Source organism: Rhodanobacter sp. UC4452_H20 (assembly GCF_052978205.1).
The window spans coordinates 1,024,512-1,045,949 of the sequence record NZ_CM129662.1; the positions used below are offsets into that span (position 1 = coordinate 1,024,512).

Annotated in this window: 19 protein-coding genes; 13 read left to right on the plus strand and 6 right to left on the minus strand. The window is 67.7% G+C overall.

Annotation, left to right across the window (positions count from 1 at the left end; all coding sequences use genetic code 11):
- Positions 1-96: 96 nt before the first annotated feature.
- The 9 genes from prfB to ACVCMC_RS05030 all read left to right on the plus strand — a co-directional run bounded on the left by prfB (position 97) and on the right by ACVCMC_RS05030 (position 9,348).
- A protein-coding gene (prfB, locus tag ACVCMC_RS04990; protein WP_447098876.1) for a peptide chain release factor 2 occupies positions 97-1,222 on the plus strand; the annotation gives its coding sequence in 2 pieces (ribosomal slippage) (positions 97-171 and positions 173-1,222; 1,125 coding nt in all).
- Between the two features lie 42 nt (positions 1,223-1,264).
- The gene (locus ACVCMC_RS04995; protein WP_395118524.1) at positions 1,265-1,591 is read left to right on the plus strand and encodes a hypothetical protein; all 327 of its coding nucleotides are present in this window, start codon (positions 1,265-1,267) and stop codon (positions 1,589-1,591) included.
- Between the two features lie 61 nt (positions 1,592-1,652).
- The gene (gene lysS / locus ACVCMC_RS05000; RefSeq protein ID WP_447098877.1) at positions 1,653-3,167 is read left to right on the plus strand and encodes a lysine--tRNA ligase; all 1,515 of its coding nucleotides are present in this window, start codon (positions 1,653-1,655) and stop codon (positions 3,165-3,167) included.
- On the plus strand, positions 3,164-3,658 hold the full coding sequence (locus tag ACVCMC_RS05005; RefSeq protein WP_395118520.1) for a PaaI family thioesterase: 495 nt from the start codon (positions 3,164-3,166) through the stop codon (positions 3,656-3,658). Before lysS ends, ACVCMC_RS05005 begins: the two co-directional genes overlap by 4 nt.
- A 37-nt stretch (positions 3,659-3,695) precedes the next feature.
- Positions 3,696-3,998 carry a YciI family protein gene (locus tag ACVCMC_RS05010; RefSeq protein WP_395118518.1) on the plus strand — a complete coding sequence of 101 codons (303 nt, stop codon included), beginning with the start codon at positions 3,696-3,698 and terminating at the stop codon, positions 3,996-3,998.
- Positions 3,999-4,006: 8 nt separating this feature from the next.
- A complete protein-coding gene (locus ACVCMC_RS05015) occupies positions 4,007-4,252 on the plus strand; it encodes a BolA family protein (protein WP_447098878.1) in 246 nt (81 codons plus the stop codon).
- 134 nt (positions 4,253-4,386) lie between these two features.
- Positions 4,387-7,896 (plus strand): chromosome segregation protein SMC, encoded by a 3,510-nt coding sequence (gene smc, locus ACVCMC_RS05020; protein WP_447098879.1) that lies wholly within the window; start codon positions 4,387-4,389, stop codon positions 7,894-7,896.
- Positions 7,897-7,906: 10 nt separating this feature from the next.
- Positions 7,907-8,857 (plus strand): cell division protein ZipA, encoded by a 951-nt coding sequence (gene zipA, locus ACVCMC_RS05025; protein ID WP_447098880.1) that lies wholly within the window; start codon positions 7,907-7,909, stop codon positions 8,855-8,857.
- Positions 8,858-8,880: 23 nt separating this feature from the next.
- Positions 8,881-9,348, plus strand: coding sequence for a hypothetical protein (locus tag ACVCMC_RS05030; RefSeq protein WP_395118510.1), 468 nt, complete (start codon positions 8,881-8,883; stop codon positions 9,346-9,348).
- A 188-nt stretch (positions 9,349-9,536) separates the two neighbouring features.
- Here ACVCMC_RS05030 and ACVCMC_RS05035 read toward each other — a convergent pair whose 3' ends face one another.
- A complete protein-coding gene (locus ACVCMC_RS05035) occupies positions 9,537-9,698 on the minus strand; it encodes a DUF3309 family protein (protein WP_395118508.1) in 162 nt (53 codons plus the stop codon).
- Between the two features lie 303 nt (positions 9,699-10,001).
- Between ACVCMC_RS05035 and ACVCMC_RS05040 the strand changes: the two genes are divergently transcribed.
- Entirely contained in the window at positions 10,002-10,550 is a 549-nt protein-coding gene (locus tag ACVCMC_RS05040) for a type 1 glutamine amidotransferase domain-containing protein (protein WP_447098881.1), read from the plus strand.
- 151 nt (positions 10,551-10,701) lie between these two features.
- Here the strand turns inward: ACVCMC_RS05040 and ligD are convergent, their stop codons facing one another.
- Positions 10,702-13,248 (minus strand): DNA ligase D, encoded by a 2,547-nt coding sequence (ligD, locus tag ACVCMC_RS05045; protein ID WP_447098882.1) that lies wholly within the window; start codon positions 13,246-13,248, stop codon positions 10,702-10,704.
- Positions 13,249-13,254: 6 nt separating this feature from the next.
- Positions 13,255-13,551 carry a hypothetical protein gene (locus tag ACVCMC_RS05050; RefSeq protein WP_447098883.1) on the minus strand — a complete coding sequence of 99 codons (297 nt, stop codon included), beginning with the start codon at positions 13,549-13,551 and terminating at the stop codon, positions 13,255-13,257.
- Between the two features lie 154 nt (positions 13,552-13,705).
- Between ACVCMC_RS05050 and ku the strand changes: the two genes are divergently transcribed.
- Complete coding sequence (gene ku / locus ACVCMC_RS05055; protein WP_447098884.1) at positions 13,706-14,638, plus strand: non-homologous end joining protein Ku; 933 nt, start codon at positions 13,706-13,708, stop codon at positions 14,636-14,638.
- A gap of 271 nt (positions 14,639-14,909) precedes the next feature.
- Here the strand turns inward: ku and ACVCMC_RS05060 are convergent, their stop codons facing one another.
- Together ACVCMC_RS05060 and ACVCMC_RS05065 are read right to left on the minus strand one after the other, a co-directional pair.
- Complete coding sequence (locus ACVCMC_RS05060) at positions 14,910-15,278, minus strand: response regulator (RefSeq protein WP_395118500.1); 369 nt, start codon at positions 15,276-15,278, stop codon at positions 14,910-14,912.
- Positions 15,279-15,368: 90 nt separating this feature from the next.
- Positions 15,369-16,523, minus strand: a complete 1,155-nt coding sequence (locus ACVCMC_RS05065) for a mechanosensitive ion channel family protein (protein WP_447098885.1) — start codon at positions 16,521-16,523, stop codon at positions 15,369-15,371.
- Positions 16,524-16,794: 271 nt separating this feature from the next.
- Between ACVCMC_RS05065 and ACVCMC_RS05070 the strand changes: the two genes are divergently transcribed.
- Positions 16,795-16,998, plus strand: a complete 204-nt coding sequence (locus ACVCMC_RS05070) for a hypothetical protein (protein ID WP_447098886.1) — start codon at positions 16,795-16,797, stop codon at positions 16,996-16,998.
- A 386-nt stretch (positions 16,999-17,384) separates the two neighbouring features.
- Here the strand turns inward: ACVCMC_RS05070 and ACVCMC_RS05075 are convergent, their stop codons facing one another.
- Entirely contained in the window at positions 17,385-18,344 is a 960-nt protein-coding gene (locus ACVCMC_RS05075; protein WP_447098887.1) for a cation diffusion facilitator family transporter, read from the minus strand.
- 288 nt (positions 18,345-18,632) lie between these two features.
- On the opposite strand from ACVCMC_RS05075, the gene ACVCMC_RS05080 reads away from it, so the two are divergent.
- On the plus strand, positions 18,633-21,431 hold the full coding sequence (locus tag ACVCMC_RS05080) for a PAS domain S-box protein (protein ID WP_447098888.1): 2,799 nt from the start codon (positions 18,633-18,635) through the stop codon (positions 21,429-21,431).
- The last annotated feature ends 7 nt before the right edge of the window (positions 21,432-21,438 follow it).

Here is a 21,438-nt window from a genome sequence, read left to right on the forward strand (position 1 = left end):
GATCAAAGGTCGGCGGGCAGTGCCCGCCCTGCAAGGGGCGCCGGCTGCAAACGGGTCTGTTATTCTTGCGTGCTCGCCTCCCACCAAGATTTCACGATGATCGAGACCAATCCCATCCATGCGCAGATCGACGACCTCCGCGGTCGCGTCGAAGCGCTTAGGGGGTATCTTTGACTACGCCACCAAGCGCGAGCGCCTGGAAGAAGTAACCCGCGAACTGGAGAGCCCCACCGTGTGGGACGACCCGGCCAACGCGCAGGAACTGGGTCGCGAACGCGCCCGATTGCACACCATCGTCCACGGCATCGACACGCTGACTGCCGGCCTGGACGACGCCGGCGACCTGCTGGAGATGGCCGTCGCCGACGGCGATGACGACGCCGCGCAGTCGGTGATCGACGACCTGGACAAGCTGGAGTCGCAGGTCGGCAAGCTGGAGTTCCAGCGCATGTTCTCCGGCAAGATGGACGCGATGAACGCGTTCGTCGACATCCAGGCCGGCGCCGGCGGCACCGAGGCGCAGGACTGGGCCGAAATGCTGCTGCGCATGTACCTGCGCTGGTGCGAGCACCGTGGCTGGAAAGCCGAGCTGATGGAAGTCAGCGGCGGCGACGTGGCCGGCATCAAGTCCGCCACGTTCCGCGTCGAGGGCGACTATGCCTACGGCTGGCTGAAGACCGAGATCGGCGTGCACCGGCTGGTGCGCAAGAGCCCGTTCGATTCGGACAACCGCCGGCACACCAGTTTCACCTCGGTATTCGTTTCGCCGGAAGTGGACGACAGCATCGAGATCGACATCAACCCGGCCGACCTGAAGACCGACGTATACCGTTCGTCGGGTGCCGGCGGCCAGCACGTCAACAAGACCGAGTCGGCGGTGCGCATCACCCACGTGCCCACCAACACGGTCGTGGCCTGCCAGACCGAGCGCAGCCAGCACGCCAACCGCGACCGCGCGATGAAGATGCTGGCCGCCAAGCTGTACGAACTGGAAGTGCAGAAGCGCAATGCCGAGAGGGACGCGCTGGAAGCGACCAAGTCCGACATCGGCTGGGGCAGCCAGATCCGCAACTACGTGCTCGACCAGAGCCGCATCAAGGATCTGCGCACCGGCATCGAGCGTTCGGACACCCAGAAGGTGCTCGACGGCGACCTCGACGAGTTCATCGAGGCAAGCCTGAAATCCGGCCTCGAAGCCGGCGCCAAGCGCATCGATGCCTGACGCCCGATTCCCTTCGACCCGCCCATTGACGAGGTGACGCGCATGAACAGCAAGAAGATCGGCATTTTCCTGATCGCCTTGGTCGCGCTGATGGCGTTCGGCGCGGCAGCGCAGTCGTCGCAGGGCAGCGCCGGACAGGGCATCAAGCAGGACGCGAAGGCGGTCGGCCACGGCGTCGCCGACGGCGCCCGCGATGTCGGTCACGCGACCAGGCATGTGGCCAGGAAGATCGGGCACGGCGCGAAAGAGGCCGGCACCGGCATCGGCCATGGCGCGAAGAAGGCAGGCGTCGCCATCGGCCACGGCGCGCGCGAGGGCTGGGATGCCACCAAACGCGGCGTCAAGCAGATTTTCGACAAGGGCAATTGAGCGCCGCCCCATCCACGAGACATCCACTGTCCAGCGCGCGCTGGCAGCCACGGAACCATCCATGAGCGAAGTCACCGACACCCTTCCCGACGAGAACAAGTTGATCGCCGAGCGCCGCGAAAAACTCAAGGCGCTGCGCGGGCAGGGCATCGCGTTTCCGAACGACTTCAAGGTCGACAGCTTCGCCGGCGACCTGCAAACCGAGTTCGCCGACAAGGACGTGCACACGGCCGAAGCCGTCGAAGCGGCCGCGCGCCGGGTGAAGATGGCCGGGCGCATCGTACTCAAGCGCGTGCAGGGCAAGGTCAGCTTCGTGCAGTTGCAGGATTTCAGCGGACGCATCCAGCTGTTCATCCATGCCGGCACGGTTGGCGAGGTCTACGAGGCGTTCAAGGGCTGGGACATGGGCGACATCGTGGGTGCCGAAGGCACGCTGATGCGCACGAAGACCGGCGAGCTTTCGGTGCGCGTGGATCACCTGCGCCTGCTGACCAAGAGCCTGCGCCCGCTGCCCGACAAGCATCACGGCATGGCCGACGTGGAGCAGCGCTATCGCCAGCGCTACGTGGACCTGATCGTCACCGAGGAAGCGCGCCGCACCTTCATGCTGCGCTCAAGGATCATCGGCACCATGCGTCAATGGCTGGAAGCGCCGTCGCGCCGCTTCATGGAAGTCGAGACGCCGATGATGCACGTGATCCCCGGCGGCGCCACGGCCAAACCGTTCGTCACCCACCACAACGCGCTGGATCTGGATCTGTACCTGCGCGTGGCACCGGAGCTGTACCTGAAGCGCCTGGTGGTCGGCGGCTTCGACCGCGTCTACGAGATCAACCGCAACTTCCGCAACGAAGGGGTGTCGACCCGACACAACCCCGAGTTCACCATGCTGGAGCTGTACCAGGCCTACGCCACCTACCACGAGATCATGGACCTCACCGAGAGCGTGATCCGCGACACCGCGCAGGCCGTGCTGGGCACGACGCGGCTGCACTGGGACGGCGCCGACATCGACGTGGGTCCGGCGTTCCGCCGCTGGCGTATGGAAGACGCGGTGCTGGAGCACAACCCCGAGATCCGGCGCGAGGAGCTGCGCGACCGCGAAGCGATGGCCGCGCACGCCAGGCGGCTCGGCATACAGATCAAGGACGGTTATGGCTGGGGCAAGCTGCTGCTGGAGATCTTCGAAAAGACGGTGGAGCACACCTTGATCCAGCCGACCTTCATCACCCAGCATCCGGTGGAGGTGTCACCGCTGGCGCGGGAGAACGATACCGACAAGGGCATCACCGACCGCTTCGAGCTGTTCGTGGGCGGCAAGGAAATCGCCAATGGCTTCTCCGAGTTGAACGACCCGGAAGACCAGGCCGCACGCTTCCAGGCCCAAGTCGACGCCAAGGACGCCGGCGACGACGAGGCCATGCACTTCGACGCCGACTACATCCGCGCGCTGGAAGTGGGCCTGCCGCCCACCGGCGGCCTCGGCATCGGCATCGACCGCCTGGTGATGCTGCTGACCGGCGCGTCCTCGATCCGCGACGTGCTGCTGTTCCCCTACATGCGACCGGAAGCATGAGCGCCGACGTGCCCGCGCTGCAGGACCTGGCCGCGCCCGACGGCGTCTGCTACGGCTGCGGCAGCGCCCATCCTCACGGCTTGCACATCAAGAGCCACTGGCACGAGGACGGCGTGCACGTGGTCAGCACGCACCTGCCGGGAGCGGATTTCCACGGCTGGCCGGGGCTGGTCTACGGCGGGCTGATCGCGATGCTGGTGGACTGCCATTCCAACTGGACCGCGATGGCATACCACTACCGTGCCGAGCAGCGCGCGCCGGACAGCAAGCCGCGCATCGACTGCGTCACCGGCAGCCTCGGCATCAAGTTCCTCAAGCCCACCCCGATGGACGTGCCGCTGACGCTGAAGGCGCGCGTCGAGGGCGAAGTCGGGCGCAAGACCCGCGTGCTGTGCGAGGTCCACGCGGGCGAAGTGCTCACCGCGCTGGGCGATTCGATTTTCGTGCGTGTCGACACCGCGCAGCTGGCCGCAGCCGCGCGCCACGCATGAGCCAGACTCGCGACCCATCCCACCAGGAGGCTTGATCATGTGGTTTGCCATCATCGGAACGGACGTTGCCGACTCGCTGGAGAAGCGCAAGGGAGCGCGGCCCGCGCACATCGCACGGCTGCAGGCGCTGCTGGATGAGGGCCGCCTGTTCGTGGCCGGCGCGTTCCCGGCGATCGAGTCCGAAGATCCGGGCCCGGCCGGCTTCAGCGGCAGCCTGATCCTGGCCGAGTTTCCGTCGCTGGCTGATGCCCGCGCCTGGGCCGATGCCGACCCCTACGTGGCGGCCGGCGTCTACGCCGAGGTGCAGATCAAGCCATTCCGCAAGGCCCTGCCGGCGTGAGCGAGGCGATGATCGAGCAGATCCGCCAGCGCCTGACCCAGGCCCTGGCGCCGACCGAGCTGGAAATCGTCGACGAAGGCCACCTGCACGCCGGGCATGCGGGTGAGGGCAAGGGCCATTTCCGCGTGCGCATCGCCAGCCCCGCCTTCACCGGGCTGTTGCCGATCCGCCGGCACCGAATGGTCTACGCGGCGCTGCAGGGGTTGATGGACAACGGGATCCATGCCGTTTCCATAGATGCCGTCGAGAAATAATATCTATCAATGAGTTGTATCGTATTCTTTACACTAAATCTCACGCGGACACGCATTGCAGCAGGCCCCCGCGTTTGGCACAGTGCCCTGTCATCCGGCTGCACCGGCCGTAGCACCCTACCGTTGAACACTGCATGCGCCTGAGCACGATCAAACTCGCCGGTTTCAAGTCCTTCGTGGACCCGACCACCCTGCACCTGCCGAGCAACATGATCGGCGTGGTCGGCCCCAACGGCTGCGGCAAATCCAACATCATCGACGCGATCCGCTGGGTGATGGGCGAAAGCGCGGCCAGCCGCCTGCGCGGCGACTCGCTGACCGACGTGATCTTCTCCGGCTCCAACACGCGCAAGCCGGTGGGGCAGGCCACGGTCGAACTGATCTTCGACAACGCCGACGGCTCGGTGCAGGGCGAGTACGGCCAGTACGCCGAGATCTCGGTGAAGCGCCAGGTCACCCGCGACGGGCAATCCTCGTACTACCTCAACGGCGCGCGCTGCCGCCGGCGCGACATCACCGACCTGTTCCTCGGCACCGGCTTGGGCCCGCGCAGCTACTCGATCATCGAGCAGGGCATGATCAGCCAGATCATCGAGGCGCACCCGGACGAACTGCGCACGCACCTGGAGGAAGCCGCCGGTATCTCCAAGTACAAGGAGCGCCGCAAGGAGACCGAAAGCCGCATCAAGGCCACCCGCGAAAACCTCGACCGCGTGCGCGACGTGCGCGACGAAGTCGACAAGCAGCTCGAACACCTGAACCGCCAGGCCCGCGCCGCCGAGCGCTGGAAAGCCTTGAAGGAAGAGCAGACACGCAAGGAAGCCGAGCTGCGCGCGCTCGAATACCGCGGCCTCAAGAGCCAGCACGACAGCGAAGGCGCCGGCTTGTCCGCCGCCGAGATCGAGATCGAGAAGCAGCTGGCCGGCCAGCGCGAGATCGAGGCGCAGATCGAGGTCATGCGCGAACGCCACACCGACGCCAGCGAGCACCTGAACGCGGTCCAGGCCGAGGTCTACAAGGTCGGCGCCGAGATCGCCCGTGTCGAGCAGCAAGTGCGCCACAACAAGGAGAGCGCCGAACGCCTGCAGCGCGCCCACGCCGACAGCGAGCGCGAGCACGCGGAACTGGCCGCACACATCGCCACCGACCGCGAGCAGGTCGAAGCCCTGCGCATGGCGCTGGCCGAAGGCGAACCGAAACTCGAAGCCCTGCAGCAGCTGCAGGACGACACCGCCGAAGCCCAGCGCAGCACCGAGGCCAGGCTGGCCGACTGGCAACAGCGCTGGGACAGCCACACCCGCAATGCCGGCGAATCCAACCGCGCCGCCGAAGTGGAACGCACCAAGCTCAATTACCTCGACCGCCAGGGCATCGACCTGGCGCGCCGCCGCGAAGCACTGGAAACCGAGCAGAAAGCTACCGACGTGGCCGCACTGGCCGCCGCCGGCGAGCAACTGCACAGCGAACACGACGCCCAGCGCGAGCGCGTGGAAACCCTGGGCAGCCTGCTCGACCAGTACAAGTCCAACCATGAAAAAGTGCAGGAAGAAGAGCGCCAGGTGCAGTCGGCGCTGAACGAGGCCCGCCAGCAACTGCAGGCCGCCCGTGGCCGGCACGCCTCGCTCGAAGCGCTGCAGCATGCCGCGCTCGGCCAGGAAGAAAACGCTGCCAGCAGCTGGCTGGCTCGTCTCGGGTTGAACACGTCACGCCGCCTCGGTGAGTCGCTGCAGGTCGAAAACGGCTGGGAGACCGCCGTGGAAACGGCGCTGAGCGGATTTCTGGACGCGGTGCTGGTGGATGGCTCGCATGCGTTGGCGGCGGAGTTCGATGCGCTCGACAACGCCGACATCGCCTTGCTCGACAACGCCGAGGGCGGCGTCGGCGCCGCTGGCACGCTGGCCGCCCACGTACGCGGCCCGGCGGCGGCGATGGCCATACTGGGCCACGTGTTGACCGCCGAATCGCTGGCCGACGCCCACCGGCAGGTGGCCTCGCTGTCCGCACTGGCACCGTATCAATCCGTGATGACGCGCGGCGGCGAATGGCTCGGCCCGGGCTGGGCGCGCGTGCGCCGGGCGCAAGGCAGCCAGGTCGGCGTGCTGGCGCGCGAGCGCGAGCTGCGCACGCTGGCCGAACAGATCGCCATGCTGGAAGCGCAGCTGGAAGAAGCCAGCGAACGGCTCGACAACCTGCGCACCAGCAAATTCGAAACCGAACGCGCGCGCGACGACGCCCAGCGCGAGCTGTACAACGCGCACCGTCGCCAGTCCGAACTGGCCGGCCAATTGCAAAGCCACCGCGGCAAGCTGGAGACCGCCCGCGCCCGTGCCGAAAAGGTCAGCGGCGAGCTGGCCGACCTGTCCACGCAGATCGACGAATTGCAGAACCAGACCCGTGAGGCGCGCGCGCGGCTGGACGAATCGGTCGGCCTGATGGGCGACCTGGAAGACCAGCGCCGCGAACTGGAAAACGAACGCCGCAGCCTGCTCGAGGCGCGCGAGGAAGCCCGCATGAATGCGCGCGAGGCGGCCGATCAATCGCACTCGCTGGCGCTCTCGCTGGAGTCCAAGCGCTCGTCGCTGAGCTCGCTGGAACAGGCGCTAGGTCGCATGGATGCCCAGCTGCGCCAGATCGAGGCGCGCCGCAACGAGATCGCCGAACAGCTCGCTGCCGGCTCCGACCCGATCGCCGAACTCGAAGCCGAGCGCCAGGCGTATCTGGACCAGCGCCTGCTGGTCGACAAGCAATTGGTGGAAGCGCGCCGCGCACTGGAAGACTGCGACCTCGAATTCCGCAAGCTCGAACAGCAGCGCCACCTGGCCGAGCAGGGCCTGTCGGCATTGCGCGAGGGCCTGTCCGAGAAGCGTCTCGCCGCCCAGGCGCTGCAGCTGCGCGCCGAACAACTGGCCGAAGCGATCACCGCTTCCGGCCTCGAACTGGAAACCCTGCTGGCCGAACTGGCCGACGACATCGACGCCAGCCAGTGGCGGTCACAGCTCGCCGACATCGGCCAGAAAATCGCGCGGATCGAGCCGGTCAACCTGGCTGCGATCCAGGAACACGCCGAACAGAGCGAGCGCAAGACCTACCTGGACAACCAGCTGGCCGACCTGGTCAGCGCGATGGAAACGCTGGAAGGCGCGATCAAGAAGATCGACCGCGAAACCCGCCACCGCTTCAAGGAAACCTTCGACAAGGTCAACGCCGGCGTGCAGGAACTGTTCCCGCGCCTGTTCGGTGGCGGCCATGCCTATCTGGAACTCACCGGCGACGACCTGCTCAACACCGGCGTGACGATCATGGCGCGCCCGCCGGGCAAGCGCCCGTCCAACATCTCGCTGTTGTCCGGCGGCGAGAAGGCGCTGACCGCGGTGTCGCTGGTGTTCGCCATCTTCGGCCTCAACCCCGCGCCGTTCTGCCTGCTCGACGAAGTCGACGCGCCGCTGGACGAGGCCAACGTCGGCCGCTTCTCCAGCCTGGTAAGCGAGATGAGCGAACACGTGCAGTTCATCTTCATCAGCCACAACAAGGCCACCATGGAAGCCGCCACCCAGCTGTGCGGCGTGACCATGCGCGAGCCCGGCGTGTCGCGGCTGGTGCAGGTCGACCTGGCCGAAGCGGCTAAACTGGCGGGAGCTGCCTGAGGAACCGATGATGACCGTGCAACCTTTGCTTGCCTTTGCGTGGAACGCCGCCGTCGGCATTCCGATGCTGATCGTGGGGCTGGTCGTGCTGGCACTGATCTGGCTGTTCGGCCAGCCGCGGAAAGAGCAGGGCAAGCGCAGGGCAGCGGGCGATACGCACACGCACGGACACGCGCGGCGCGAGCCCACCATGGGCGGCTCCAGCCTGGCCGACGACCCGGCCTTCAGCCTGGGCGACACCTCGGCGACGCCGCAGCAAGGCGAGCTCGACGTCGGCCTGCGCGAGGAACTGGAGCGCCTGGGCGCCACGCTTTCCGGCGAACGCCATGCGGCCAAGCCGGCCGAGCGCCTGACCGAACGCCTGGCCGGCCACGCCGCCTCGATCGTGGATACCTTGCGCGCGCCCGCCGAACCCGTCGCCGAAGCGCCCGCCGCCGCACCGGCACCGGCACCGGCGCCGCCTGTCACCAAGCCGGTGCCGCGCTCGGAGCTGGGTCGGCGCCCGGCCGACACGCCGGTGGAACGCATCGTCACCTTGTTCGTGGTGGCGCGCGATGGCGCGCGTTTCAACGGACCGGACCTGGTCGTCGCCACCGAAAAGGCCGGGCTGGAATTCGGCGACATGGGCATCTATCACCGCCTGGTGGACGGCAAGCGCGAGCTGGGCCCCATCTTCAGCGTCGCCAACATGCTCAAGCCGGGCAATTTCGACCTGGCCCGGCTGGATGCGCTGCAGACCTCCGGCGTCAGTTTCTTCATGACCTTGCCCGGGCCGGTCCCCGCGCTCGACGCCTGGGACGCCATGCTGCCCACCGCGCAGCGACTGGCCGAGCTGCTCGACGGCCAGGTACTGGATGAGGAGCGCAATGCGCTCGGCCGGCAGGGTATCGCGCACATCCGCGACCAGCTGCGCGGCTGGGACCGTGACCACGAGGGTGAAGAAATCATCTTCGGTCGCTGAATCGCCGCGCGGGAGCGGGAGCCATGACGATTGCCTTGCGCTGGAAAATCGCCGCCGCTGTCGCCGCCCTCGTCGTGGCGATCCTGGGCTGGAACGGGGTGTCGCGCTGGCTTGCCGCCCGCCATGCCGACGAGCTGATCCAGGAAACCGAGCGCGCCGCCGCGCTACAGGCCGAACAAGCCCGTGCCAGTGCGCGCCAGCGCCACGACGAACTGGAGCGCGACCTGCGCCAGCGTCGCGAGGAGCTGGCCAGCAATTACCGCCAGGTCGCCGACCAGGCGCGCGAATACCAGGCCCGCCGCGCCGTGCAGCTGCAGCGCCAGCAGCAGGAGGCGCAGCGCGTCACCGCCAGTTACCTGCTGGACGCCAACCAGCAATGTGCCAACGGCATCGTGATCAACCGCCGCGGCTCCAGCTTCACCCAGGCTCGCGGCCGCGACGGCGGGCCGATCCGTTGCCAGGGCGACAGGGCCGCCGAACCGCTGCGCTGATGCCGGCTCACCGCTCGTTGCCCGGGGCTGCGGATACTCGATTCTCCGGCAGCGTCTTCCCCGGGCAAATCCCGAGTCCCGATGCGGTCTGCGTGGCACGGCGCCCCGGCAGGCAATCCTGGCACTTTGCCGCCGCGCGCACGGGTTACACCGATTTGGCCAGGACGATCACGGTGTCGGCGGGGCGCTCAGTGAAAAACGCCAAGCAACCACAGCACCAGCACGATCAGCAGGATGATGCCGATGCCGCCGGTCGGACGATAACCCCAGGAGCGGCTGTAGCCCCAGGTCGGCAACGCACCGATCAGCAGGATGACGAGAACGATGAGCACCAGCAGTGAAATCGACATGTTCGTATTCCTTTGTGCACGAGGAGTTGCGGAGATCGCGGACAGCATCGCGACGCCTGCACCTTCGCAGCGTCCCGGTGCAAGGGCCGTCAACGATGCGTCGCGGCGGAAGGGCTGAACATGACCCCGTTTTCGCGCGGATGACGATGGGGTGAACGACGGTTTGCTTCGTCATGCCGCGGGCTCTCTCGCGGCGGGGTGGCGGGCGTAGCTCGCACTTGAGTCACGCCGCGCTCACGACAACCGCACGCTGCCTGCATGTGGCAGCGGCGATGCTGCGGCTTTCCGATCCTGGAGTGCCCCATGTCCTTCAACCTCACCGGCCGCCGCATCGCCATCCTCGCCACCGACGGCTTCGAACAGTCCGAACTGACCGAACCCAAACGCCTGCTGGAACAGGCCGGCGCGCAGACCGACGTGATCGCCCCCGGCCACGCCGGGGAGATCAAGGGCTGGAGCGATGGCAACTGGGGCAGGGCCGTGCCGGTGGACGTGCCCCTGGACGAGGCCAAGGTCGAGCATTACGACGCGCTGGTCCTGCCTGGCGGCGTGATGAACCCGGACAAGCTGCGGCGGGTGCCCGCGGTGATCACGCTGGTCAAGGCGTTCGACGACGCAGGCAAGCCGGTGGCGGCGATCTGCCACGCTCCGTGGACGCTGATCGAAGCCGGCCTGGTCAAGAATCGCCAGGTCACCTCGTGGCCGTCGCTGCGCACCGATCTGGAGAACGCCGGCGCGCACTGGCAGGACAGCGAGGTGGTGCGTGACGGCCAGCTGATCACCAGCCGCCGCCCGGGCGACATCCCCGCCTTTGCCGACGCGATCATCGACGCGCTTGGCGCTACCGCGTAACGCCGTCGACGTCGACCTGGTCCAACGCCGACGCAGGGCGGGCACGGCCCGCCCTGCATGGTTCCGTCGCGAATCCGTGGGAGCGCACTCCGTGCGCGATGCCTTTTGCATCATGCGACGAAGAGCATCGCGCGAAAGGCGCGGGCGATCCTCAGCCGAGTTTTTCCATCACGTCGTCGAGGTTCTGGCTCAGCTCGCCGATGCCGGCCCACGGGTCGCTGCGCAGCCGCGCGAGGCGCTGGGGCGCGGAATGGATGTCGAAATCGTGGCCGCTTTTCAGCTTGCCCAGTTCTGTCCAGCGCAACGGCATCGCCACCGGCGCGCCGGGTCGTGCGCGCAACGAGTAGGACGCCACACTGGTGGCGCCGCGGCTGTTGCGCAGGTAGTCCACATAGATCAGGCCGCCGCGGCGTGCCTTGCTGGCGGTGGCGATGAACTCCAGCGGATGGGCCTGCGCCAGGGAGCTGGCAAACGCCTGGGCGAAACCCTTCACCTGCGGCCACGGGCAGCCCGGATTCAACGGCAGCACCACGTGCAGGCCCTTGCCGCCGGTGGTACGCAAAAATGATTCCAGCCCCATCTGCGACAGCAGCTTGCGCACCAGCCGCGCTGCCGCCACCACGCGGTCCCAGGCCACGTCCTCGCCGGGGTCGAGGTCGAACACCACGCGGTCGGCCAGGTCCGGCTGCCTGACGGTCGCGCCCCAGGGGTGGAACTCCAGCACGCCGAACTGAACCAGCTCGATCACCGAGCTGGCATCGCGCGGATAGATGTAGCTGGCCTGCCCGCCGGATTCCTCCTTGAGCCTGGCGCTGCCTACGTGCTTGAGGCCGGCGATCATGTGCTTCTGGAAGAAGCAGGCCTTCCCGGTACCTTCCGGGCAACGGATGACCGAGGTGGGACGGTCCACCACGCCAGGCAGGAACCAGTCCATCACGCGGGTGTAGTAGTCGGCCACTTCCTGCTTGGTGATGCCGTCCTCGGGATACACCACGCGGTCGGGATGGGTGATGGTGATGTCGGCGGCGGACATCCCGCCGCCGCGCCGTCGCCGGTTGCTGGCGGAGCGCGTGGATGGGGCGCGATCGCTGTCGCGCAGGTCTGCGGCGGACTTGTCGGTACGCATGGTCTTCAGGCTCGGTTGGCGCAGCAGGTTCTTGTTGCCGATGCCGCGGTAGTACACCTCGGCCACGGCCTTCGGTTCGACCCAGTGTGCACCGCGCAGCAGCGGATCGATCGCGGCAAGTTTCACCGTCGGTTTCTTGCTGCCCTTGTCGGTGATGGTCCTGCTCAATTGCCGCAACTGTTCGTCGGAGAAGCCGGTGCCGACGCGTCCGACATAGATCCAGCCGTTCGACACCTCCGGATCGGGTCGGGCCAGCAGCAGCGAACCGAAACCGCTGCGACTGCCCTTGGGCGGCGTGTAGCCGACCACCGCGAACTCGTCGCTTTCCAGCCGCTTGATCTTCAGCCAGTCGTCGCCGCGTCCTGCTCGGTACATCGAATCGACGCGCTTGGAGATGATGCCTTCCAGCTGCTGCTCGGTCGCCGTGCGGAACGCGCCTTCACCGTCGCCGACCGCATGGCTGCTGAAGGCGAGGTGTTTCGGCGCGTGGGCCAGCAGCCGTTGCAGCAGCGCCTTGCGTTGCAGCAGTGGTACCCGGGTCAGGTCGCTGCCTTCGAGGTAGGGCAGGTCGAACAGCATGTAGACCAGCGGCAATTGTGCTTCGCCGGACAGGGTGGCCTGCAGGCCGTTGAAATCGCTGTGTCCGCGGGCATCGAGCGCGATCAGCTCGCCATCGAGCCGGGCCGAATGCAATCCCAGCGATTCGAGCGCCTGCACGATCTCTGGCAGCCGCTCGTTCCAGGCCAGCGCGTTGCGCGACCACAGCTTCACCTCGCCGTCGGCGATCGCGGCGAGGATGCGGTAGCCGTCCCACTTCACCTCATGCAGCCACTGCTCGCCTGGCGGCGGCGACTCGCGCAGGCGTGCCAGTTCCGGTTTGAAGAACTCGGTGCCGGGTGGCGCCGGGCGCGCCCCGTCCAGCGCGGCGGCTGCCTTGGCGAGGCGCAAGCGCGGCACTTTTTTCCCCTTCGGCACGGCTTTCTTGCGTGCGGTGGACTTCTTTGCCGCCGCCCTGGTCGCCGGTGTTGTCGCGGCCGCGCGGGTGCTGCGGATCATCTTCGCGTCGAGCAGGTCGTCCGCTTCCACGTCGCCGGCGAACGCGTCCTTGGCCTTGATCAGGAACCACGCCGGCTGGCGTTCCTTGCGGCCGCTGCGCACCAGGTGCCAGCCGCCCTTGAGCCGCTTGCCGAACAGCTCGAAGCGCAGGTGACCCTTTTGCAACTGCGCTTCGGCGTCGCCTTCGGTGGTCCACACGCCGATGTCGAACTGGTCGACGTGGCCCTTGCCGTAGCCGTGTTCGATGTCGCCCTCGAAGCCGGCATAGGACACCGGATGATCCTCCACCTCGACCGCCAGGCGTTTCACCTGCGGGTCGTAGCTGGGTCCTTTCGGCACCGCCCAGCTCTTCAGTACGTCGCCCAGTTGCAGGCGGAAATCGAAGTGCCGGCGGCTGGCATGATGCAGTTGCATCACGAAGATCGCGCGACTGCCCCGGCGTCCCGCCGCGTTGTCGGCCGGTTCGCGCGTTTTCGAGAAATCGCGCTTGCGTTGATAGTCGCGCAGGTTGCCCATGATCGCTCAGCCGGTCGGGCCGCTCGTCACCGGCAGCACCGCGCCGGAAAGGCAGCTGGCGCACGACGGCGCCGCGAGGAAGACATGGGACGGCGCCAATTGCTCCGGCTGCACCGGGCGGCCCATCGCGCTGGATGCGCCGAACTCGCCGACCTTCTGCGCCGACTGGTCCGCCGAATTCGGCGAGGTCCACACCGGACCGCTGGCAGGCTTGCGTCGTTCGGCCTGTCCGGTGGCAGCCCGGATCGGACGCCGGCGTTTGACGGCGGTTCGGGCAGCCTTGCTGCGTTCGGCGACAGGCATCGGATGGCTCCGCGGTGGCGACGCGACGCACCGTAGTGCGCCCGGCGTGCGCCGCAGGTGAAGCGTGTGCGTGATTCGCACGGCACGTTTGACAGCCCCTGCACGCACAAACCGGAATAGTCTGTCGACCTGTTCGCTGCCGGAGTCTGAAGCCATGGCACGACCCATCTGGAGCGGAACCCTGTCGTTCGGCCTGCTCAACGTGCCGGTGTCGCTGATGACCGGCGAGCGCAGCGTGGACCTGCATTTCCGCATGCTGGACAGCCGCAGCAACACGCCGGTCCGGTACGAGCGCGTGAACGCCGAGACCGGGGAGGAGGTGCCTTGGAAGGAGATCGTCAAGGCGTTCGAATACGCCAAGGGCAACTACGTCGTGCTGGAGCCGGAGGACATCAAGTCGGCCGCCGCCGAGGGGCGCGAGGCGGTCGACGTGAAAGCCTTCGTCGAGGCCGACTCGATCGGCCCGGAATACTTCGAGAAGCCGTACTACCTGTTGCCGGGCAAGAAGGCGGAGAAGGGTTACGTGCTGCTGCGCGAGGTGCTCAAGCGCACCGGCCGCATCGGCATCGCGCGGGTGGTGATCCGCACGCGCGAATACCTCTCCGCAGTGGTGCCGCGGGGGGATGCGCTGATGCTGATGCTGATGCGCTACCCACAGGAGCTGGTCGACGCGGAGGATTACAAGATTCCCGCAGGGACAGCGTCGGATTACCGCATCTCGGCCAAGGAGCTGCAGATGGCCGAGCAGCTGATCGAGTCGATGAGCGACGAGTGGAATCCGGCCGAGTACCGCGACGAGTTCCGTGATCGCCTGCGCAAGGTGATCGAGAAGCGGATGAAGTCGAAAGGCGTGGTGACCACCGAACCGGAAGACGAGGAGACGATGCCGGAGAACGCCACCACCAACGTGGTCGACTTCATGTCGCTGCTGCAGCAGAGCCTGGCCAGCAACAAGCGCACGCCGGCGAAGAAGTCGGCGGCGGGCGGGAAAGGGGACAAGCGAACCACCACGACCACGGCCAGGAAGAAGTCCGCGACGAGAAAAGCGTCAGCGAAAAAGCGCGCCTCCCGCCACAAGGCAAGCTGAACTACCCCGGTTCAAAACCATGCCGAAGCCAGCGTGCAGGTGCTGGCACTGCCACGAGCACGCCAGGTGGGAGCAACCGGGGCTGTCGGCGGCGACCATTCACTTGCTCCGCTCGGCGTGCGTGCCGATACCGGGCGCTGCCGCCGTGCGCGGGTCGCTTCCGATGGGACAGGCGCAATCTCCCGGGCCACGGGCGAGCTCCCGGCAGACCGCGCGGTGCGGCAAGCGGGCGTGACACTGTCGTGCCGCAGCGATGAGGCGGCAGCATCGTTCAGACGCCACACACGCGCGCCATGGCCACCACCGACAGCAGGGCCTGCCGGCCGTACGGCTTGGGCAGGAACAGCACCTTCATGTCGCGGGCGGCGATGGATGCTTCCTCGTGCGCGGAGGTGAGCACGATCGGGGTGCGCGAGCCGCTGTCCCGCAGGCTGCGAATCAGCGAGATGCCGGTCTGGCCGCGGCCCAGATACATGTCCGTCACGATCACGCCGAAATCCTGCCGTGCTTCCGACTCCGCCACGCCGCTGGCGATGTCGTGCGCCACGATCACCGTGTAGCCTGCGTGCTGCAGCAGCAGTGCGGTGATCTCGCGGGTATCGGGGTCGTCTTCCACCAGCAGCACCCGTTTGGGAAACATGCGCGTGACTCCCGTCGTCGGCGTCGTCGTGACCTTGGCATCGGCCTGGTCCGCACGCCGTGAAAGACGTCGCAGAACGTCGGCTGCCGTTCAGCTGGCGCGACGCTCGGGGCCGCCGTCTTCGGCCGACGGCGCGCGCTGCGGTGCCGGCGCCGGCGGCATCGGCGCGGCGGATTCTTGGCCACGATCCAGCTCGCCGCGCCAGCGTGGCAGCGCGTGCGGGTAGTGCGCCTGAACGAAGGCGATCAGTCCCTCGCGCACCTGGCAACGCAGGTCGAAGTTGCGGCCCGAATCGGTGGAGCTCACCAGCATGCGCAGTTGCATCGTCTGCTCGGTGGCGTCGGTGACCTGCAGCACGCATACGCGACGATCCCACTGCTCCGAGGCCTCGCACAGGCGCTTGAACTCCTCGCGCAGCGGCGCCAGTGGCGTGCGGAAATCCAGCATCAGGAACACCGTGCCGATCAGCTGCGAACTGCGGCGCGTCCAGTTCTGGAATGGATGCTCGATGAACCAGTTGAGCGGCACCACCAGCCGGCGTTCGTCCCAGATGCGCACCACCACGTAACTTCCGGCGATCTCCTCGATGCGGCCCCATTCGCCTTCGATGATCACCACGTCGTCGAGACGGATGGGCTGGGTCAGCGCAATCTGCAGGCCGGCGATCAGGTTGCTCAGCACCGGCCGCGCCGCCAGTCCTATCGCCAGCCCGGCCACGCCGGCGGAGGCGAGCAGGCTGGCGCCGAGCTGGCGCACGCCGGGAATGGTGAGCAGGATGATCGCCGTGCCCAGCACGATCACCACCACGTCGGCAGTGCGCGCCAGCACGCGCACCTGGGTGACCACCCGACGAGCCTGCAGGTTGTCCGCGGCATCCATCGGATAGCGCCGCACCGCGGCGCCCTCGAACGCGCCGACGCAACGCACCACCAGCCAGGTGCCGGCAGCCAGCAAACCGATCAGCAACAGATGCTCGACCAGTGCCATCGGTGCCGAGTCCAGTGCGGGGCCATAGCGCAGCACCAGCAAAAGCGAGAGCAGAGGCAGCAGCCACTGCAGCGGCGCGTGGGCGCGCTGCATCAGGTCGGCGATCACCGGGCGATCGCCCGCGAGCCGCCGCAGCACGGCGTGGATCGCGACACGCAGCACCAGCGCCAGCAACAAACCGGCCACCACGGTCACGCCCAGCCGCACCGCGACATGCTGCTGCCACAACTGCCACCACACGGTGAAGATATCGGCCATGCACCCAGCCTGCACGGCGCGGTGTCGACATCGCGTGGGCATGCGGCCGGGCCATGCCCTCGAGCTTCCAGCGATGGCGCCCCGGCGAAGGCCCTTGATGCAGCGCTCGTACCCTTGCGCGCAGGGGAGGGCTGGGGTGGGATCGCTCCTGGCGAGTCAACAGCAAGCGTCACTTCTTCGGCGAAACTTGCTCACGATCGCGTCGCGCGAATCTCACGGGAAATCGGCGCGGAAACGGCGAGGATCGAGCCACGTCCCGAGGAGACCGCTCATGCCATCGCACTCCCTGCCGATCATGCTGTCCAGCGTCCCGCCATCATCCGCCGGCGATCCCGAATACCAGCCGCCCGATCCCGCACCGCCGCCGTTCCCCGATCCCACGGAACCGCAGCCCACGCCGAACGAACCCGAGCTGCCGCCGTCGCAGCCGCCCCCCGGGCGCGACCGGCCGTCGGCGGCAAGGCCGTGCAGGTGAACGCCGCCCCATCCCCGCCACCGGAGCTGCCGACGCGCGAGGGCATCCGTCGCTGGCCGCCGGATGGCTACCTGCGATTGAATGGCGCGGTCGACGTGCGCCGGCGGGCCGCTTGCACCTGCACCGAACGTTGCGGCGAGTGCCACGGCGATTGCGGCTGCGCCGCGTGCGAGCTGGCTGGCTGGTCTGGCAGGACGACCAGGCGCTGTGGGACGAGGCGGGCAATCTGGTCAACGTGGTCGAACTGGGCGCCGCACGGCGCTCACGGCCTCCCGCCGCGGATCAGCTGGGTTCGAGCCGCGCGGTGACCACGGTGGCTTCATCCTCCAGGCCGGCCGCGTGCAGCGCCCGTTCTACCGCCGCTTCGGGCAGCCGCGTGCGGCAGCTCACGAGGTCAGCTGGTCACCCGCCGCCTCGACGTACCGGCGCCGCTCACGCCAGGTTTCGGCTGTCTGCGGTTTGATGAACAGCGACAGCAGTTCGGGATGGATCGTCTTGGCCTGCGCCTCGATGCGGTTGATGCACGCCTCGATCTGCGGCGTGGTCAGTGCATCCTCGAACTCGGCGCTCAGCGTGGCCACCACCTGGTTCGGTCCCATCTGCACGGTCAGCACGCCGTTGGCGGCATGCACGCCGGGGTCCGCGGCAGCGATCGCCAGGATCGAACCGCTCACCCTCGGGTGCGCCGGTTCGCCGATCAGCAGGCCCTTGGTCTCGCGCGCCAGCAGCAGGGCAAACGAGGCCAGCACGCCGGAGATACCGAGCGAGGCGACGCCATCGAGCACAGGCGCGTCGAAGGCCTGCGCGCCCACCACGCCGGCCAGCGCGATCAGCAGGCCCAGCAAGGCCGCGCTGTCTTCCAGCAGGACGGTGAAGGTGCTCGGGTCCTTGCTCAGCCGGAACGCCTCGAAGTAGCCCAGCTTGCCCTTGCGCGCGCGGAACTCGCGCAGCGCCACCAGCCACGAAGTGCCTTCGAACAGGAACGACACGCCAAGCACCGCGTAGTTGATCCACGGCCGCTTGATCGCCTCCGGTTCGCGGATGTGCATCACGCCTTCGTAGAACGACACGCCTGCGCCTGCCGCCAGCACCAGCAGCGCCACGATGAAACTCCAGAAATACAGCTCGCGGCCATAGCCGAACGGATGGCTGCGATCCGGCGGCATGCCGGCGCGATGCAAGCCGTACAACAGCAGCACTTCGTTCACCGTGTCCACCAGCGAGTGCACGCCCTCGCTCAGCATTGCCGAGCTGCCGGACAGCCCGGCCGCCACGAACTTGGCGATCGCGATCATCAGGTTGCCGCCCAGCGCGACGTAGACCACCTTGTGCGAAGCGGAGGCCATGACTCAGCCCGCCATGCCCGATACGCGGTTGCGGTTGCCAGCCAGGCGCGTGGCGAGCGCGGATGCGTGCCGGTGCGTGGTGACGATGGTGCGTTGTTCTGACATTGGCGTGGGCTGTGCGGGCGGTCGGCTTGACTGGCGTGGCTGGCAACGCCCGCGGGGGCGGTGCATAGTGATCGCGCCACAGACTGGGGATGGCGCCGTGAGACGGTCGTGAACCATGCCGTCGCACGCGGGGTTTCTTCCTGACGGGACAGGCTGCTTTCGAATCGGGACGGGATGCGTTGCATGGCAGATTCCACCTCACCACCCCATGCGGCCGGGCACGGCGGCGACAGGAAGGGGATGAGCGACGCGGAGGATTTTTTCGAACATGCCGCGGTGGGCATGCGGCTGGTCGCGGCCGACGGCACGATCCTGCGTGCCAACCAGGCCGAGCTGGACCTGCTGGGCTATCGCCGCGACGAGTATGTGGGCCACAACCTGGCCGATTTCGATGCCGACGACGACAACCTGTGCGCGCTGCTCGCGCGGGTGCGCGCCGGCGAATCGGTGGACAAGCGGCCGGCGCGGCTGATCGGCGGTGACGGCCGGGTGCGCCAGGTGCAGATCAGCTCCAGTGGACGCTTCGAGCGCGGCCAGTTCGTGCACTCGCGCTGCATCACCATCGACGTCAAGGACCAGAACTCGCGCCAGCGCGCCACGGCGGAGCGCGGTCGCCTCTCGCAGCAGTTGCTGCAGGCCTTGCCGATCGCCGTGCATGGCACCGATGCCGGAGGCGCCATCACCTTCTTCAATGAAGCGGCCGTGGAGCTGGCCGGGCGGCGCCCGATGCCGGGCGAGAAATGGTGTCTGTTTGCGCGACTGTTCCAGGCCGATGGCGCGCCGCTGCCGCACGAGCAGTGCGCGATGGCGCGGGCGGTGCGCGAAGCGCGGGCGATTCATGGCGACATCGCCTTGGCACAACGGGCCGATGGCCGGCGGATCGCGTTCGCCGCCTATTCCACGCCGTTGTTCGACGGGGGCGTGCTGACCGGCGCGGTGAACATGCTGGTGGACATCCCCGATCCGCGTGAGGCAGGGCAGGCCAGCAAGGATCTGAACAGCCACCTGAAGCGACGGATGGCCGAGCGCACCCGCGTCGCGGAAGCCGGCATGGCGGGCGTGAGCCGCAGCGAACGGTATTTCCAGCTGCTGGTGTCCAACGTGACCGACTACGCGATCTTCATGCTGGACCCGCGCGGCATCATCACCAACTGGAACACCGGCGCGGAACGCATCAAGGGCTACCGCGCCGAGGAGATCATCGGCCAGCATTTCTCGTGCTTCTATCCGCCGGAAGAACGCAGTCGCGGCACGCCACAGACGGCGCTGGAAACGGCCAGGCGGGAAGGCCATTACGTGGCCGAGGGATGGCGGGTGCGCAAGGACGGCAGCCGCTTCTGGGCCAGCGTGGTGATCGACCCGATATACGACGATGGCGTGCTGGTCGGCTACGCCAAGATCACCCGCGACATCTCGCGGCGCCGGCAGGCCGAGACGGCGCTGGCCGAGAGCGACCAACTGGCACGCGGCATCATCGACTCCGCGCTGGACGGTTTTGCCCAGCTCGATGGCGCCGGCCGCATCGTGCGCTGGAACCCGCAGGCCGAGGCAATGTTCGGCTGGTCGCGCGCGGAGGCCCGCGGCAAGCCGCTGGCGACCCTGGTCGGTCCGCCCGGTCATCCCGAGCGACTGTTGGCCGACCTCGAACCCAGCCCGGCGCGGGGCGCCAGGCGCGGGGCGACACGGCAGAGCGAGATGGTCAACCGCGTGGGCGAAACGATCCCGGTGGAACTGAGCGTCAGCAGCCTGTCCTTGCACGGCGAATCGCGTACCAACGTATTCATCCGCGACCTCAGCGAAAAGATCCGGATCGAAGCGCAACTGCGCCAGGCGCAGAAGATGGAAGCCGTCGGCCAGCTCACCGGCGGCCTGGCCCACGACTTCAACAACCTGCTGCAAGGCATCATCGGTTCACTGGATCTGATCCAGCTGCACGCCAGCTCGGGCGACGCCGCCACGTTGCAGCGTTTCGTCCAGGGCGCGCTCAACTCGGCCAATCGCGCTGCGGCGACGACGCATCGCCTGCTGGCCTTCTCTCGCCGCCAGCCGCTGGACCCGCGTCCGGTGGCGGCCAACCCGTTGATCGCGTCGATGGAAGAACTGCTGCAGCGCACGCTCGGCGAGGCGGTGACGCTGCGCTTCGAGCTGGCGGACGACTTGTGGTTGACCCTGTGCGATCCGAACCAGCTGGAAAGCGCCTTGCTGAACCTGACCATCAACGCGCGCGACGCGATGCCCGACGGCGGCGACCTGCTGATCCGTTCGAGCAACCTGGACGCGGGCTCGATCGAGAGCGGCAACTGGCTGGAGGCGGACAGCGGGCAATACATCTGCATCGAGGTCGTCGACAACGGCACCGGCATGGCCCCGGAGGTGCTGGAGCATGCCTTCGAGCCGTTCTTCACCACCAAGCCGACCGGGCGGGGCACCGGCCTGGGCCTGTCGATGGTCTATGGTTTCGCACGGCAGTCGAACGGCTATTGCGACATCCGCAGCGCGGCGGGAGAGGGCACCTCGATCAAGCTCTATCTGCCGCGCCATGTCGAGCTGGCGCGCCCAGGGCACGATCAGGCCGAGGCCACCCCGCGCCCGTCGAACGGCGAAGTGGTGCTGGTGGTGGAAGACGAACAGGTGGTGCGCCAGGTGGTGGTAGAGGTACTGCACCAGCTGGGCTACGCGGTGCTGGAGGCGCCGGACGCCGATGCCGCCCTGGCCGCGTTGGAATCGCACGGCCACTTGCACATGCTGATCTCCGACATCAGCCTGCCGGGCATGAGCGGCCGCTCGCTGGCCGACACGCTGCGCGCGCGCCAGCCCGAACTGAAAGTACTGCTGATGACGGGCTATGCCGCCGACGCGGCCTCAAGCAAGGGTTTCGCCGCCGGCATGGAGCTGATCACCAAGCCGTTCACGGTGAGCGCGCTGACCGAGCGGTTGCAGCGGATGCTGGGCGATGTCGCGGACGGCGACGACGCGAACTGAGCCGGTC

Excerpts from the sequence above, each read along its gene's own strand:
- ACVCMC_RS04995 (WP_395118524.1), top strand. The coding sequence starts at position 1,265 with ATGAACAGCAAGAAGATCGGCATTTTCCTGATCGCCTTGGTCGCGCTG.
- lysS (WP_447098877.1), top strand. The coding sequence starts at position 1,653 with ATGAGCGAAGTCACCGACACCCTTCCCGACGAGAACAAGTTGATCGCC.
- ACVCMC_RS05005 (WP_395118520.1), top strand. The coding sequence starts at position 3,164 with ATGAGCGCCGACGTGCCCGCGCTGCAGGACCTGGCCGCGCCCGACGGC.
- ACVCMC_RS05010 (WP_395118518.1), top strand. The coding sequence starts at position 3,696 with ATGTGGTTTGCCATCATCGGAACGGACGTTGCCGACTCGCTGGAGAAG.
- ACVCMC_RS05015 (WP_447098878.1), top strand. The coding sequence starts at position 4,007 with ATGATCGAGCAGATCCGCCAGCGCCTGACCCAGGCCCTGGCGCCGACC.
- smc (WP_447098879.1), top strand. The coding sequence starts at position 4,387 with ATGCGCCTGAGCACGATCAAACTCGCCGGTTTCAAGTCCTTCGTGGAC.
- zipA (WP_447098880.1), top strand. The coding sequence starts at position 7,907 with ATGACCGTGCAACCTTTGCTTGCCTTTGCGTGGAACGCCGCCGTCGGC.
- ACVCMC_RS05030 (WP_395118510.1), top strand. The coding sequence starts at position 8,881 with ATGACGATTGCCTTGCGCTGGAAAATCGCCGCCGCTGTCGCCGCCCTC.
- ACVCMC_RS05035 (WP_395118508.1), bottom strand. The coding sequence starts at position 9,698 with ATGTCGATTTCACTGCTGGTGCTCATCGTTCTCGTCATCCTGCTGATC.
- ACVCMC_RS05040 (WP_447098881.1), top strand. The coding sequence starts at position 10,002 with ATGTCCTTCAACCTCACCGGCCGCCGCATCGCCATCCTCGCCACCGAC.
- ligD (WP_447098882.1), bottom strand. The coding sequence starts at position 13,248 with ATGGGCAACCTGCGCGACTATCAACGCAAGCGCGATTTCTCGAAAACG.
- ACVCMC_RS05050 (WP_447098883.1), bottom strand. The coding sequence starts at position 13,551 with ATGCCTGTCGCCGAACGCAGCAAGGCTGCCCGAACCGCCGTCAAACGC.
- ku (WP_447098884.1), top strand. The coding sequence starts at position 13,706 with ATGGCACGACCCATCTGGAGCGGAACCCTGTCGTTCGGCCTGCTCAAC.
- ACVCMC_RS05060 (WP_395118500.1), bottom strand. The coding sequence starts at position 15,278 with ATGTTTCCCAAACGGGTGCTGCTGGTGGAAGACGACCCCGATACCCGC.
- ACVCMC_RS05065 (WP_447098885.1), bottom strand. The coding sequence starts at position 16,523 with ATGGCCGATATCTTCACCGTGTGGTGGCAGTTGTGGCAGCAGCATGTC.
- ACVCMC_RS05070 (WP_447098886.1), top strand. The coding sequence starts at position 16,795 with ATGCCATCGCACTCCCTGCCGATCATGCTGTCCAGCGTCCCGCCATCA.
- ACVCMC_RS05075 (WP_447098887.1), bottom strand. The coding sequence starts at position 18,344 with ATGGCCTCCGCTTCGCACAAGGTGGTCTACGTCGCGCTGGGCGGCAAC.
- ACVCMC_RS05080 (WP_447098888.1), top strand. The coding sequence starts at position 18,633 with ATGGCAGATTCCACCTCACCACCCCATGCGGCCGGGCACGGCGGCGAC.